The organism is Streptomyces sp. KR80 (assembly GCF_052245555.1).
Taxonomy (GTDB): Bacteria; Actinomycetota; Actinomycetes; order Streptomycetales; family Streptomycetaceae; genus Streptomyces.
The window spans coordinates 145,276-159,100 of record NZ_JBQQCD010000007.1 but is presented as its reverse complement, the minus strand read 5'-3'; the positions used below and the strand labels follow the sequence as shown (position 1 = coordinate 159,100).

The 13,825-nt window shown below is 72.4% G+C and carries 8 protein-coding genes; 7 read left to right on the top strand and 1 reads right to left on the bottom strand.

Annotation, left to right across the window (positions count from 1 at the left end; translation table 11 throughout):
* Positions 1-14: 14 nt before the first annotated feature.
* Genes ACTWQI_RS13290 through ACTWQI_RS13260 form a run of 7 tightly spaced genes read left to right on the top strand, consistent with a single transcriptional unit; the run spans position 15 to position 12,566 of the window.
* On the top strand, positions 15-368 hold the full coding sequence (locus ACTWQI_RS13290) for a hypothetical protein (RefSeq protein WP_443270152.1): 354 nt from the start codon (positions 15-17) through the stop codon (positions 366-368).
* Positions 365-748: a GPW/gp25 family protein gene (locus ACTWQI_RS13285; protein WP_443270151.1), complete on the top strand. Its 384-nt coding sequence runs from the start codon at positions 365-367 to the stop codon at positions 746-748. The genes ACTWQI_RS13290 and ACTWQI_RS13285 overlap by 4 nt, the downstream gene beginning before the upstream one ends.
* Positions 745-4,035, top strand: coding sequence for a putative baseplate assembly protein (locus tag ACTWQI_RS13280; RefSeq protein ID WP_443270149.1), 3,291 nt, complete (start codon positions 745-747; stop codon positions 4,033-4,035). The genes ACTWQI_RS13285 and ACTWQI_RS13280 overlap by 4 nt, the downstream gene beginning before the upstream one ends.
* Positions 4,032-7,877 carry a putative baseplate assembly protein gene (locus ACTWQI_RS13275; RefSeq protein WP_443270148.1) on the top strand — a complete coding sequence of 1,282 codons (3,846 nt, stop codon included), beginning with the start codon at positions 4,032-4,034 and terminating at the stop codon, positions 7,875-7,877. The genes ACTWQI_RS13280 and ACTWQI_RS13275 overlap by 4 nt, the downstream gene beginning before the upstream one ends.
* On the top strand, positions 7,878-10,043 hold the full coding sequence (locus ACTWQI_RS13270) for a hypothetical protein (protein WP_443270147.1): 2,166 nt from the start codon (positions 7,878-7,880) through the stop codon (positions 10,041-10,043).
* A 44-nt stretch (positions 10,044-10,087) separates the two neighbouring features.
* Positions 10,088-11,647, top strand: a complete 1,560-nt coding sequence (locus ACTWQI_RS13265; RefSeq protein ID WP_443270145.1) for a DUF6519 domain-containing protein — start codon at positions 10,088-10,090, stop codon at positions 11,645-11,647.
* Between the two features lie 37 nt (positions 11,648-11,684).
* Positions 11,685-12,566 carry a peptidoglycan-binding protein gene (locus tag ACTWQI_RS13260; protein ID WP_443270144.1) on the top strand — a complete coding sequence of 294 codons (882 nt, stop codon included), beginning with the start codon at positions 11,685-11,687 and terminating at the stop codon, positions 12,564-12,566.
* A gap of 234 nt (positions 12,567-12,800) precedes the next feature.
* On the opposite strand, the gene ACTWQI_RS13255 is transcribed toward ACTWQI_RS13260, so the two are convergent.
* Positions 12,801-13,652, bottom strand: a complete 852-nt coding sequence (locus ACTWQI_RS13255) for an alpha/beta fold hydrolase (RefSeq protein ID WP_443270143.1) — start codon at positions 13,650-13,652, stop codon at positions 12,801-12,803.
* Positions 13,653-13,825: the final 173 nt, after the last annotated feature.

Genomic DNA, 13,825 nt, shown 5'->3' with positions numbered 1-13,825 from the left:
GGGGGAGTTACGCCTTGTCCAGGACATCCGGGACATCCGGGAACCTGCTCGGCGCCGGTGCCGTGATCAGCTGTCCGCACGGCGGCCGGGCCACCGCCGCCCGCACCTCGTCGAACGCGGTGCTCCTCGACGGCCTGCCCGTCGCCACCGCCGCGGACGCCTACATGATCACCGGCTGCCCACACACCGTCGACCGCGTGCCCATGCCGTGCACCTCCGTCCGCTGGACCGCGGACGACGGCGGCCCGACCGTCGACGGCGCGCCCGTCCTGCTCGACACGACCGCTGCCCTGTGCTTTACCGCGGCACTCGTGCCGCAGGGACCGCCCGTCGTTGTTCCCTCGCAGCGGGAGGTGGTGGTGCGATGAGGACGAAGAAGGTGCGCACCGATATCGCCTTTCCCTTCCAGAGCGACCGTCGAGGTCGCACGGCCCATGCGTCGTACGACGACCACGTCCGCGACCTGATCGAGCAGTTGCTGTTCACCAGTCCTGGCGAGCGCGTGATGCGCCCCGACTTCGGCTGCGGGCTGCTCGATCTGGTCTTCACGCCGAACAGTCCGGAGCTGGCCTCGGCGCTGGAGCTGTCCGTCCAGGCGTCGCTGCAGCGCTGGCTGGGCGAGCTGATCGAGGTGGAGTCCCTCGACGTGGTGAGCGAGGAGAACGTCGTCCGCGTGTACCTGCGCTACGTGGTGCGCTCCACCGCGAGCCGCCGCGACGACGTGTTCGAGGGGAGGGGTGCCGCATGAGGAGCCGTACGCACAGCAGGCGGGGACAGATCAGAGCAGCCCGGCTCAACGGGGTCGACGCCGTGGAGGTGAGCGACGACGGGCTGACGCTCACCGTCACCTTCATCGGCAAGGCCCCGCACGGCCTGTGCCCGGAGAACGTCCGGATCGACGGCGGCCGCCGGATCACCGGCATCGAGGCCGTCGAGGTGGCCGTCGAGCGCGAGGAGGACCCGGAGCTCGACGACAAGCTGTACGTCACCGTGGACCGGGCGGGGGACACCAGCCGCTACCGCCTGTCGATCGTCGACACCGACCCGTACGGGCGGCCCGGCACCGAGCCCTTCCCCGGCTTCGTCCAGCGCTACTTCGGTGCGGACTTCACCTTCCAGCCCGACTGCCCCACACCCTTCGACTGCAAGGACGAGCAGCCGGGCCTTCCCGCCACCTTCGCACCCGCGCCCGTCATCGACTACACGGCGCGCGACTACGACACCCTGCGCCGGCTCGTCCTGGACCGGATGGCGCTGACGACCCCCGACTGGGTCGAGCGGCACGCCCCCGACCTGGGCATCACCCTGGTCGAGATGCTCGCGTACACCGCGGACCAGATCAGCTACCAGCAGGACGCGGTGGCGACCGAGGCGTATCTGGACACCGCGCGCCGCCGGGTGTCCGTACGCCGGCACGTCCGGCTCATCGACTATCCGATGCACGACGGCTGCAACGCCCGCGCGTTCGTGGCGCTCGAGACGGTGCAGCCGCTCACGCTGCGCCCCGGCATGTACCGGTTCGCCGCCGTGGACGTCCGGACCCTCGGGCCGCACGACAGGCCGGAGCCCGGCATCGTCATCGACGACGGGGACCTGGCGGAGCTGGACGAGCGCGGTTCGGTGGAGGTCTTCGAACCCGTCGTCCGGGATCCGCTGCGGCTGCGGCCCGCGCACAACACCATCCGCTTCTGGACCTGGGGCGACGAGGTGTGCTCCCTGCCCAAGGGCACCACCTCCGCAACCCTCCGGGACGAATGGGCGGACCCCGACGACGCAGCCTGCACTCAGCGGCGGCTGGACCTGGGGCCCGGCGATCTGCTGATCTTCGAAGAGGTCCTGGGCCCGCGCTCCGGCACGCCCGGCGACGCGGACCCCGCCCACCGGCAGGCGGTGCGGCTGACCTCCGTCACCCCGGCGGTGGACCGCCTCGTCGACCAGCCGGTGGTTGAGGTCACCTGGTCGCGGGAGGACGCTCTGACCTTCCCCCTGTGCCTGACCGCGCTCGGCGGCACGGACTGCGCACCGGTCGAGGACGTGAGCGTGGCCCGCGGCAATGTGGCCCTCGTCGACCACGGGCGGTCGCTGACCTTCTGCGGCAGTGCGCCGGAGGCCGTCACCGTGCCGCCCGTACCCGCTGTCCCCGCGCTCTGCGGGCCGGCCGCCTCCGGCTGCCCGGACGGCGCCCGCGGCAACCCGCCTGCCGAACTGATCGACGCGCTGCTCGACAAGACCCGTTGCGGGCGGCTGCTCACCGCCGACGACATACGTGAGCTGTTCACGGTCGTCGGCGAGGACGCGACCGTACGGGCAGGGCTCGGTCTCGAACTCGCCGGGCAGCGGCGGGAAAGGGTTGTGCCCGGCACCGCGTACGCCCAGGCCGGGGCCCTCGAGACGCTGCTCGCCCAGTCCGTGTACCCGGGCATCGCACCGCGCTTCCGGCCCGTACTGCACCACTCCCCCGTCGCCCAGGCCGTGCCCTTCCCCGAGCCGCGCCACGTCTCGGCCGGGCAGGCCGAGCGGCTCGCCGCGATCCCGGAGCGCGTACGGCAGCGGCTGGTGGAGCTGTGGCGCAGCGCCCGCGACTGCGACGGGCTCTCGGAGGACGAGATCGCCGAGCTGACCGTGCTGTTCGGGCTACGGGTGCTGGAGCGGCTGGAACTGCACCTGCATCCGGTCCGCGCGCTGCGCGAACTGCTGCACCGCAGCGAACGGCTGCTCGCCGCGAAACTGCGCCGCCTGGAGGTGCTGACCGCCCGCGCCCGCGCGGGCACGGTGCTCGACGGTCGCATCGCCTGGGAGATCAGGCAGAGTTGGGGCCGACCGTACGCGGCCGGGCTGCACCCGGAGGAGCCGGTGCTGTACGGGCCAGCGTCCGCGCTCGTCCAGGATCCGCGAGCCGCGCTTCCCGCAGTGCGGGCATACGAGCGGCCGGCCGCGGGGCGCCCGGCCCTCCCCGCCCCGGATGCGGCAGACGCCCCGGTCCCGGGGCAGGTCGGCGGCGCGGCAGTTGCACAGTCCTCCGGCCATCGCGGCGGCACGCCGGAGCCGGCCGGACACGGCGACGGCGACTCCGTCGCGTGGACCCCACGCCGGGACCTGCTCACCAGCAGGTCCCGGGATCCGCACTTCGTCGGCGAGCTGGAGGACGACGGGCGGCTCGCGCTGCGCTTCGGCGACGGCCGCCACGGCGCCGAGCCCGATCCCGGCGCGACCCTGCTCGTTCACTACCGGCTGGGCGGTGGCCCGGCCGGGAACGTCGGTGCCGAGGCCATCAACCACCTGGTGGTGTGCCGGGACCCGGACGAGGTGGACTCGGGGGAGCCGCTGCCGGTCGCCGGGGTGCGCAACCCCCTGCCCGCCGTCGGCGGCACCGCCCCCGAGCCCGTCGAGCAGGTCCGCCAACTCGCCCCGCTCGACCTCAGGCGCACCCGGCTGCGGGCCGTCACCGCCGAGGACTACGCGGCGCTGGCGTCGCAACTCCCCGGCGTGCAGCGTGCGGCGGCCGAGATCCGCTGGACCGGCAGCGTGCAGGAGGCGCATGTCGCCATCGACGCGTACGGGGCCGGGGATCCGCCGCCCGCACTGCTCGACGCGGTCGCCCACGGCCTCGAACGCTACCGGCGCATCGGCCACGACCTGGTCGTCGAGCGCGCGCGGCCGGTGCCGCTGGACATCGCGCTGGAGGTGTGCGCCGCGCCCGGCCACCAGCACGGCCAGATCCTGGCCGAGCTGTACCGGGTGCTGGGCAGCCGTGCGCTGCCGGGCGGACGGCTCGGTTTCTTCCACCCGGACGCGCTGACGTTCGGCGAACCGGTGCGGCTGAGCCGCCTGGTGGCGGTGACCGCCGCCGTGCCGGGGGTGCGGAGCGTACGGGTCACCCGGCTGCGACGGCTCTTCCATGAGGGTCCCTTTGACAACAGAGCACTGGAGGCAGGTGTGCTGCGGCTCGGCCCGCTGGAGATCGCCCGCTGCGACAACGACCCGGACCGGCCCGAGAACGGCCGGCTCACGCTGGAGCTCGGAGGTGACCGATGAGCGGGAGCACCTGCGGTTGCGGCTGCGGTGGCCACGACGAGCGGCACGCACCGCCGTCCCTGTTCAACCCGCCGGGCCGCACGGCCCTGGACTACCGGGTGGGCGAGTACGGCTCGTTCCTGGCCGCCATGCTCGACCGGCTCGCCTCGCCCGCCTACCCCGCCCTGCGCGGGCTGACCGTTCGCACCCCGGACGACCCGGCCATCGGGCTGCTGGACGCGTGGGCGGTCCTCGGCGACCTGCTGACCTTCCACTCCGAGCGGATCGCCGACGAGGGCTATCTGCGGACCGCGGACGAGCACCGGTCCCTGGCACTGCTGGGGCGGCTGGTGGGACACCGGCCGCGCCCCGGCGTCAGTGCGGACACCCTCCTCGCGTACACCCTGGACCGCGACCCGCGCTCCGACGGGAGAACCCCCGTGGTGATTCCGCGGGGCGCGCGCAGCCACAGCGTGCCCGGCGCCTCCGACGAGGACCCGCAGACCTTCGAGACCGCCCTGGACCTCACCGCCCGCTGGGACTGGAACGAGTTGGCGGTGCGGCGCCGCCGCCCGATGCTGCTGACGCCGGAGGATCTGCGCGAACGTTCCGAGCTGTTCTTCGCCGGGACCGCCAACGCCCTCCATCCCGGCGACAAGCTCCTCTTCGTCTTCACCGAGGACGCGTCGGCCGAGGCCGGGCAGAGACTGTTGCTGCCCGTGACCCGGGTGCGGATCGACCGCGACGACGACGTGACGGCGGTAGGACTGCCGGTGTCGGCCATGCCGTCGCTCAAGGAGCTGGTCGAGGAGTTGCAGCAGTGGATCACGGAGGGGCCCGACAGCCCCAATCCGCGGCCCGCGGGCAGCGCGCTGATCGAGGACTTCGACGCCCAGGTGCTGGCTCAGCTCCGTGCGGACCTGGAAGACCTTGACAGCCCCACGCAGTTCGCGCGCCGGCTGGACGATCCCGTGCAGCGGCTCTGGGAGGCCCAGGCGCTCGCCGCCCCGTACGAGGAGGTCGGCGACTGGTTCGAGCAGCTGAACGCGGTGTTCGTCGACCTCCAGGACCGCGCGGTGGAACTGGAGGAGCCGGACCAAGAAGGTGGTGGGCCATCGTTCCGCGGGGCTGGGGGCACCACCGGCCCGCACCCGGGCGCCCTACAGCAATTGGGCACCCTGCTGCCCGCCCTCCGCACGCGAGCCGCACGCCCCAAACCCCTGGGCGCAGCGAGCTCGCACAGCGTCTTCGCCCCGGACTCGGATCTGGCGGCGCAGGTCCTCTCCGCGCTCGACCCGCGGATCTCCGACGGGCTGTACCCGGCGTGGCGGCAAACCGTGCCGACCGCCCCCGCCGCCCTGCGCGAGGTGCTGGCGATGCGCGTAACGGCCGCACCGTTCGGCTCGACCGCACCGCTCAAGCCGGTGCAGGACGACCGCGGCCGGGTCATCCGGCAGTCAGACTGGCCGCTCACCGGTGCCGCGCTGACCAGCATGCGGGTGGTCTTCGACACGGCGGGCAAGGTGCCGGTGAAGGCGGAGTTCGTGCACGCGGAGGCGGGCAACTCGGTGCAGCGCACCGAGAATCTGCCCTCGGACGCCAGCTTCGAGCTCGGCCCCGGCCGGGTCCAGCTGTCCACCCGGGCCGGCCAGGACCACGACCTGAGCTGGCTGACCCGGCGGCCCACCGACTCGCAGGAAGCGGGCGTCACCGCCCGGCTGCTGGCGGATCTGCCGGGGCGCACCCTGTTCGTGTCCCGGCCGGGTGAGGACGGCCGGGTCCATGTCGCGGTGGACAACGGCGAGGCGCTGCAGTGGCGGCTCGCCCCCGGTGAGCAACGGCAGGCGACGCACGGCGAGTACGAGGTGACGGTCCGGTACGTGGCCGGAAGCGAGCCCACCCAGGTCGAGATCGGCATCGCCACGATCCCGGCGCCGGCGGCCCGCCGCGTCCTGGCTCTCGACACCGTGCACGACGGGATCACCGTCGGCAGCTGGGTGGCCATCGAGCGCCCGCGCAAGGGTGCCGGCGGTCCGGACGGGATACCGGGCGACAAGAAGCTCGCCTTCGTCACCACCCGCGTCAAGGCCGTACGCACCGCCTCGTACACCAACTATGGGATCACCGGCCGGGGCACCGAGCTCACCCTTGCCGACCCGTGGCTGGACGAGCACGACGTGCTCCTCTCCCACATCCGGGACGCCGTCGTCCATGCGCGCGGCGAGTCCCTGCGCCCGGCCGACGAGCCGCTGGGCGAGGATGTGCACGGCAATGAGATCGAACTCGCCGAGTTGTACGAGGGGCTGCGCCCCGGCCGGCTGCTCGTCGTCTCCGGCGAGCGCACCGACATCCTCCCCCTGCCTTCGGCGGGGGGACCCCCAGGAACCGTCTCCGGAGTGCGCGGCACCGAGCCGGTCGTGATCGCCGCCGTCGAGCAGACCGCCGACCCGGACCTGCCGGGCGACCACGTCCATACGAAGCTCACGCTCACCACCGACCTCGCCTACCGTTACCGCCGCGACACCGTGTCCATCCAGGGCAACGTCGTCCCGGCCACGCACGGCGAAAGCCGCGACGAGCCGATCGGCAGCGGTGACGCCGCCAAGACCCACCAGACCTTCGTGCTCTGGCAGTCGCCGCTCACCTGGCTCCCCGACGACAACCCCCTGGGGGCCACGCCCACCCTGGAGGTGCGGGTCGACGGGCTGCTGTGGCACCAGGTGGACAGCCTCGCCGGGCGCGGACCGCGCGAGCGAAGCGAGACGGGGGTCCCCCCGGCCGGAGGCTGGGGGAGGGTCTACGTCCTGGGGACCTCCGGGGACGGCCGGACCACCGTGACCTTCGGCGACGGGGTGAACGGCGCGCGGCTGCCCTCGGGCCACGAGAACGTACGGGCCCGCTACCGGTTCGGCACCGGCAAGGCCGCCAACGTGCAGGCGCACCGGATCACCCAGGCCATCACCCGGCCGCTGGGCGTCACCGCCGTCACCAATCCGCTGCCCGCGACCGGCGGCGCGGACTCGGACGGGCCCGGCCTGACCCGCCGCAACATCCCGCTGGCCGTATCCGCCCTGGACCGGCTCGTATCCGTCCAGGACTACGAGGACTTCGCCCGCTCGCGGGCGGGCATCGGCCGGGCCGCGGCCCGCGAACTCTTCAACGGGCGGCGGCAGTTGCTGCATGTGACCGTCGTCGGCGCCGACGACATCCCGATCGCCGAGGACGCCGAGGTGCTGCGCGCCCTGCGCTCCTCGCTCGCCGAGTACGGGGACGCACGGCTGCCGGTCCGCGTCGACGTGCGCGAACTGGTGTTGCTGATGCTGGCGGCACGGGTGAAGGTGGCGCCCGACCACTCCTGGGAGCTGGTCGAACCGCGGCTGCGCCGCGCCCTGCTGCACCATCTCGGCTATCCGGGACGGGAGCTGGGCCAGAGTGCGCACCTCAGCGAGGTGCTGGCCGTCGCCCATACGGTGCCCGGCGTGGACTACGTGGACGTCGACGCCTTCACCGGCGTCCCGGCCTCCATCACCCCGCAGGAGCTCACCCGGCTTGGGAGTCCCCACAAGCGAAGGTCGGGGGGAGCGCGGCGCACGGGCCCACGGACCGTGGTCCCCGCCCGGCACGCCGAGTACGACGAGCAGGTCCACCGGGTCACGGCCGAGAACGGCGAGACGCTCAGCGCCATCGCCGCGCGGTACGGCATCCCGCTCGGCGAACTGCTGCGCCTCAACCCCGACATCACCGACACGCGGCGGCTGGAGAAGGGCCGCACGGTGTTCGTCTTCCGCGGCATCCGGCCGGCCCAGCTCGCGCTGTTCTCGCCGCAGGTGGCGGACACCTTGATTCTGACGGAGGTCAAGTAGATGAGCAGGGAGCCGGACGGGCTCGCGGAGCTGCTCCCGCAGTGGCACCTGCTGCGGGACGCGGAGCAGGGCGAGCCCTTGCGCGCACTGCTCGCCGTGATCGCCGAGCAGGTCGATCTCGTACGGAGCGGGGTCGAGCAGCAATACGAGGACTGGTTCGTGGAGACCGCCGCCGAGTGGGTGCTGCCCTACATCGGCGACCTGGTGGGCTACCGCCCGCTGCCCGGCTACGAGCGGGTGCTGGCCACCGGGCTGAAGGACGGCAGCGGTTCCGACGCTTCGCGGCAGCGGCTGGCCCAGGCGCTGGCCCCGCGCCGGGACGTGGCGTCGACGGTGGCGAACCGGCGGCGCAAGGGCACGCTCGCGCTGCTGGAGGAGCTGTCGGAGTCGGTCGCCGGATGGCCCGCGCGCGCCGTGGAGTTCTCCCGGCTGGTCTCACACCAGCAGCCGGTGAAGCTGTACGGCTCCGGCACCGAGACCGTCAATGACCGGCGGTCGCGGCGCGGGCGGCTGGTGGACGTACGGGACGGAGCCGCGCTCGACCTGGCGGGCGGATCGTTCGGCACGGTGGCGCAGTCGGCGGACGTACGGCGGGCCGGCTCGCGCCGCAGGCAGGGCGGCTACACCCCGGCGGGGGTGGGCCTGTTCGTCTGGCGGCTGAAGCCGTACCACGTCACCAGCGCGCCCGCGTACTGCATCGACCGGGCCCGCAACCTCTACACCTTCTCCATCCTCGGCAACGACACCCCGCTGGTGACCAAGCCGGAACCGGAGCCCTCGGCGGCGCACACCGCCACCATCGACAACGTCCCGGCGTACATCCGGCGCCGGCAGCTCCACGACCGACTCGCGGACTACTACGGGCCGGGGAAGAGCTTCACCATCTGGCGGGACGGGCAGGACGAGCCGGTGCCGCTGTCGGACATCGTGGTGGCCGATCTGACGGACTGGCGCTACCGGCCGAAGCGCGGGCAGGTGGCGGTCGACCCGGCGCTGGGCCGGATCGCCTTCGGCGCGCGGTCCGCGCCCAGCCAGGGCGTCTGGGTCAGCTATCACTACGCGTTCGCCGACGACTTGGGGGGCGGGGAGTACCCGCGGGAGCGCGTCACTCCTCCCGGAGCGGAGATCTACCGCGTCGGGCCTGGCCAGACGTACCAGCGGATCATGGACGCGTACGGGCAGTGGCAGGGCGACCGGCGGGCCGGGCGGTGCGGCCCCGAGGGCATCATCGAGATCACCCACAGCGGCGCCTACCAGGAGCAGCTGGACTTCGACCTGGGCCCCGGCGACCGTCTCGAGCTGCGCGCCGCGGAGGGGACGCGCCCGGTGATCCGGCTGCTCGACTGGTACAGCAACCGGCCGGACGCGCTCAACATCCGCGGGCAGGAGGACTGTGACCCCGGCGACGCTCCCCGGATGGTTCTGGACGGGCTGCTGGTGACCGGGCGCGGGCTCCATGTCACCGGGCCGGTCGGCAGCCTGGTCCTGCGTCACTGCACGCTCGTGCCCGGCTGGTCCCTGGAGCCGGAGTGCGACCCGCACTCCCCAGAGGAGCCGAGCCTGGTCCTGGACCGCACCACCGCGTGCGTCCAGATCGAGCGCACCATTCTCGGGACGATCGAGGTCGTCGGCGACGAGGTGCACACCGACCCGCTGCACATCCACCTCGCCGACAGCATCCTGGACGCCACCGGGCACGACCGGGAGGCGCTGTCCGCCCCGGACTGCCGGCACGCGCACGCCGTGCTGCACGCCCACCGCACCACGGTCATCGGCGAAGTCCACACCCATGCCGTGGAGATCGCCGAGAACAGCATCTTCACCGGGCGGATGCAGGTGGCCAGGCGTGGGGTCGGGTGCGTGCGGTTCAGCTACCTGCCGCCGGGCTCCCGTACGCCGCGCCGCCACCGCTGCCAACCCGATCTGGTGGGGAAGGACGAGGCCCGGCGGGTACAGCCGCTGTTTACGAGCGAGCGGTACGGGACGCCCGCATACGGGCAGTTGGCAGCCGGGTGCGCCCAGGAGATCGTGCGGGGCGCGGAGGACGGCGCCGAGATGGGCGCCTTCCACGACCTGTTCCAGCCGCAGCGCGAGGACAGCCTGCGGGCCCGGCTCGCGGAGTACGCACCGGCCGGCACCGACGCCGGGATCATCCCCGTCACCTGATAGCTCACGACAGACGTAACGAACCTCCGAGGGGGACCCCTTCCATGCACGTAGATCTCTCCCGCATCACCTTCCGGCCGGACCGGCACTACTCGGCTGTCGTCGCCCAGCAGGGCCGGGTACAGCTCGACGCCGACGCCAACGAGAACACCGCCATCCAGCTCTACCAGGCCCGTACGACCGCCGCGGATCTGATCGGGCAGCACGGCGGCCCGGCCGGCGTCACGGGCTTCAAAATCAACTTCCTCGGCGGCAACCGCGAGTTGGACGACCTGACCATCGGCGGCGGCCGCTACTACGTCGACGGCATCCTGTGCGACGCCACGCGCCCGCAGCCCGGTACCGCGGTCGACGACGGGCACGACGGCCACGACGGGGACGAGGACGGCACGGAGGGCGGCGACGGGGCGGCCCTCGAGGCCCCGAAGACCTGGACCTACTGGGACCAGCCCGACGCCTTCCGGGACCCGGAGCGGCACGCCGACCGACTGCCCGCCCAATTCCCTTTCCTGGTCTATCTGAAGGTGTGGGAGCGCTCGGTCACCGCGGCCGAGGACCCGGCACTGCGCGAGGTGGCGCTCGGCTCGGCGATGCCGGACACCGCGGCCCGTACCAAGGTGGTCTGGCAGGTACTGCCGCTGGAGGGCGCGAAGCTGGACCTGGAGGACGGGAAGGGCGGGAAGGACGCGGTCCGTGCGGCGTTCGCCCGGTGGGCGGCGGAGCAGGCGCGGCCGGCAGCGCGGCTGGCGGCGCGCAGCGAGCGGCCCGAGCACGCGGACGAGGACCCGTGCCTGGTGAAGCCGGACGCCCGCTACCGAGGTCCGGAGAACCAGCTGTACCGGGTAGAGGTGCACGACGGCGGGACGGCGAAGGACGCGACGTTCAAGTGGTCGCGGGAGAACGGCTCCGTGGTCTTCCCGGTGGACGGACTCGACGGCACGTGGGTGGAGCTGGCGTCGCTGGGCAGCGACGACAAGCTCGATCTGAACGTCGGCGACTGGGTCGAGTTCGTGGACACCGCCTACAGCAGCCGGCTCGAACCGCTGCCGCTGCTGCGGGTGGAGGAGCTCGATCTGCCGGAGCGGCGGGTGCGGCTGTCCGCCGAGCCGGAGCCGGGCGTCGGGCGCCGACCGGAGCTGCGGCCGTTCCTGCGTCGCTGGGACCACCAGGAGGGCGCGCAGCGCGGGAAGGGCGGCACGGCGGCCCGGTTGAAGAACGGAGCGGTCAAGGTCGAGGAGGGCCGATGGCTGGCTCTGGAGGACGGCGTCGAGGTGTACTTCGCCGCCGAGGGTACGTATAGGTCCGGGGACTACTGGCTCATCCCGGCGCGCACGGCCACGGGCGGCGTCGAATGGCCGGTGAACGCGGCACGCAAGCCGCTGCTGCAGGCCCCGCTCGGGATCCAGGTGCACTACGCGCCGCTGGCGTGGGTGCAGGGCGAGCAGGGAGAGGCGGATCTGCGGCAGTCCTTCGGGCCGCTGGCCACGCCGGTTCCGGCCGCGAGCGCGGAGGCGCTGGCGGCGGAGGAGGCGGCAGCGGCGGAGACGGAGGCACGCGAGGCGGCGGGCACGGGCGCGGAGGAGGAGGCCGGAGAGCAGCAGTAGCAGAGCCGATGAACCGCACCGGAAGGAGCACACCACGATGGCCACGCCCCTGACCGCCTCCCGCATCGTCAAAGTCCTGCGCGATGAGGGACTGGTGGTCCACGAGTACCGCAACTGGCGTACCCACAACCGCAATCACAAGGGCCCGTGGGGTCCGGTGCACGGCGTGATGATCCATCACACCGCGACCAAGGGCACCAGCGGCTCGGTCGAGCTCTGCTACGAGGGGCACTCGGCCCTGCCCGGGCCGCTGTGCCTCGGGGTCATCGACAAGGAGGGCGAGGTGTGGCTGGTCGGCAACGGCCGCGCCAACCACGCCGGTCTCGGCGACGGCGACGTGCTGCGCGCGGTCATCCAGGAGAAGGATCTGCCGCCCGACAACGAGGCGGACACGGACGGCAACCGGCACTTCTACGGCTTCGAGTGCATCAACAAGGGCGACGGCACGGACACCTGGCCGGAGGCGCAGAAGCTGGCGATCGAGAAGGCCTCGGCCGCCATCTGCCGAGCGCACGGCTGGTCCGAGAAGTCGGTGATCGGCCACCTGGAATGGCAGCCGGGCAAGGTGGACCCGCGAGGGTTCACGATGCGCTCCATGCGCGGGCGGATCGGGAAGCGGCTCGGCAACAAGCCGGACGGCCCGTCGGAGCCGGCGCCGAAGCCGCCGGCGAAGTACGAGCCGTTCCCCGGCGCCGACTTCTTCCGACCCGGCCGCAGCAGCGAGATCATCACGGCGATGGGCAAGAGACTCGTCGCGGAGGGCTGCTCCCGCTACGAGGAGGGGCCCGGCCCGGAGTGGACCGAAGCGGACCGCAAGTCGTACGCGGCCTGGCAGCGCAAACAGGGCTTCTCCGGCAAGGACGCGGACGGCATCCCCGGCAAGACGAGCTGGGACAAGCTGCGCGTGCCGAACGTGTAGTCACCGCCTTATGCCCAGACGCTTTCGGACGCCCGGATGCCATCAATCGGCGTCCGGGCGTTCGCGCGTTCGACGAGGCAATCCGTGACCTTCTCCGCAAGGCCTAAGACCTCGCCCGTTCGCGCTACCAGCGCCGCGCCGGATCGCGACGCACTGACTGAGCAAGTCAGCAAGCAACACAGCCGGAGGACCGCGGGGGAACTTGGCAGGACGCTATGTGCGCTCCGAACGCGGCTACGCGTTCCCTCTCGCCGTATCCAACAGGAACTCCCGCATGTGTTTGGCCAGTTCGGCCGGCTGGTCCTCGGGAATGAGAGCGTAGCTGTCGGCGATCTCCACGTGCCGTGACTTCGGCAGCAGTTCGGCCAGTCGCCGGCCGTGCTCGGGCGGCATGACCTTGTCCTCCTCGGCCCAGGCGACGAGCGCAGGCCGGTCGAACTCCCGGAGCTTCTCGGCCCACTGCAACAGTTCGCTCTTGGGCGGCACGCCGAGTACGTACTTGCGCAGGTCGCGGCGGATGCCGGCAGAGGACCACACCCCCTGAAACCAGCCGGCGATGACCTCCGGCTCCACCGGGCGCTTGCTCATCCAGCCCCACGTCATCGGCAGCCGCCGCATGGGTCGCAGCCTCAGCAACGTGAACGCGGTGTTGAGGCCACCGGGCATCTTCGCCGAGCGGACGAGGGTGCTGCCAGGCAGTCCCGGCGGGAAGTTGTCGAACGCCTCACACGAGGTGATGATCAGGCGTCCGATCCGCTGCGCGCGGCCGTCGGCGACGAGCGCCTGCGCCCCGCCCCAGTCGTTCATCGCCAGGGCGACATCGCGCAGATCGAGACGCTCGAGGAACTCGGCAACCAGCCTGGCCACCCCGAGGAGGGACAGGTCGGCATCGGCCTTCATGGGCCGCCGGTGCCCGCCCAGCGGAAGCGTCGGCACCACGCACCGGAAGTCCGATCGCAGGTCAGCGACGACATTCCGCCACAGCGATCCGTCCATCGCGACCCCGTGCAGCAGTACGAGCACCGGGCCGTTGCCGCCAGTGTCCTCGTACTCGATAGTCCCGGCCGAAAGTTCCACCTCAGGCATGAACACCTCCCAGTCAATGACAGGCCGACAAGCACCTGGCAGGCACCGTAGGCGTTGCGGCTCCTGCGGTGGCGATCTTCACGGGATCCCGAGCCGAGTCGGGATCGGGTGGGCTCGTTCATGCCGCGAGAAGTCTGCCCCTTGCGCGGGGAATCCGGCCAGCCCAGCGGAGT

Excerpts from the sequence above, each read along its gene's own strand:
- ACTWQI_RS13285 (WP_443270151.1), top strand. The coding sequence starts at position 365 with ATGAGGACGAAGAAGGTGCGCACCGATATCGCCTTTCCCTTCCAGAGC.
- ACTWQI_RS13280 (WP_443270149.1), top strand. The coding sequence starts at position 745 with ATGAGGAGCCGTACGCACAGCAGGCGGGGACAGATCAGAGCAGCCCGG.
- ACTWQI_RS13275 (WP_443270148.1), top strand. The coding sequence starts at position 4,032 with ATGAGCGGGAGCACCTGCGGTTGCGGCTGCGGTGGCCACGACGAGCGG.
- ACTWQI_RS13270 (WP_443270147.1), top strand. The coding sequence starts at position 7,878 with ATGAGCAGGGAGCCGGACGGGCTCGCGGAGCTGCTCCCGCAGTGGCAC.
- ACTWQI_RS13265 (WP_443270145.1), top strand. The coding sequence starts at position 10,088 with ATGCACGTAGATCTCTCCCGCATCACCTTCCGGCCGGACCGGCACTAC.
- ACTWQI_RS13260 (WP_443270144.1), top strand. The coding sequence starts at position 11,685 with ATGGCCACGCCCCTGACCGCCTCCCGCATCGTCAAAGTCCTGCGCGAT.
- ACTWQI_RS13255 (WP_443270143.1), bottom strand. The coding sequence starts at position 13,652 with ATGCCTGAGGTGGAACTTTCGGCCGGGACTATCGAGTACGAGGACACT.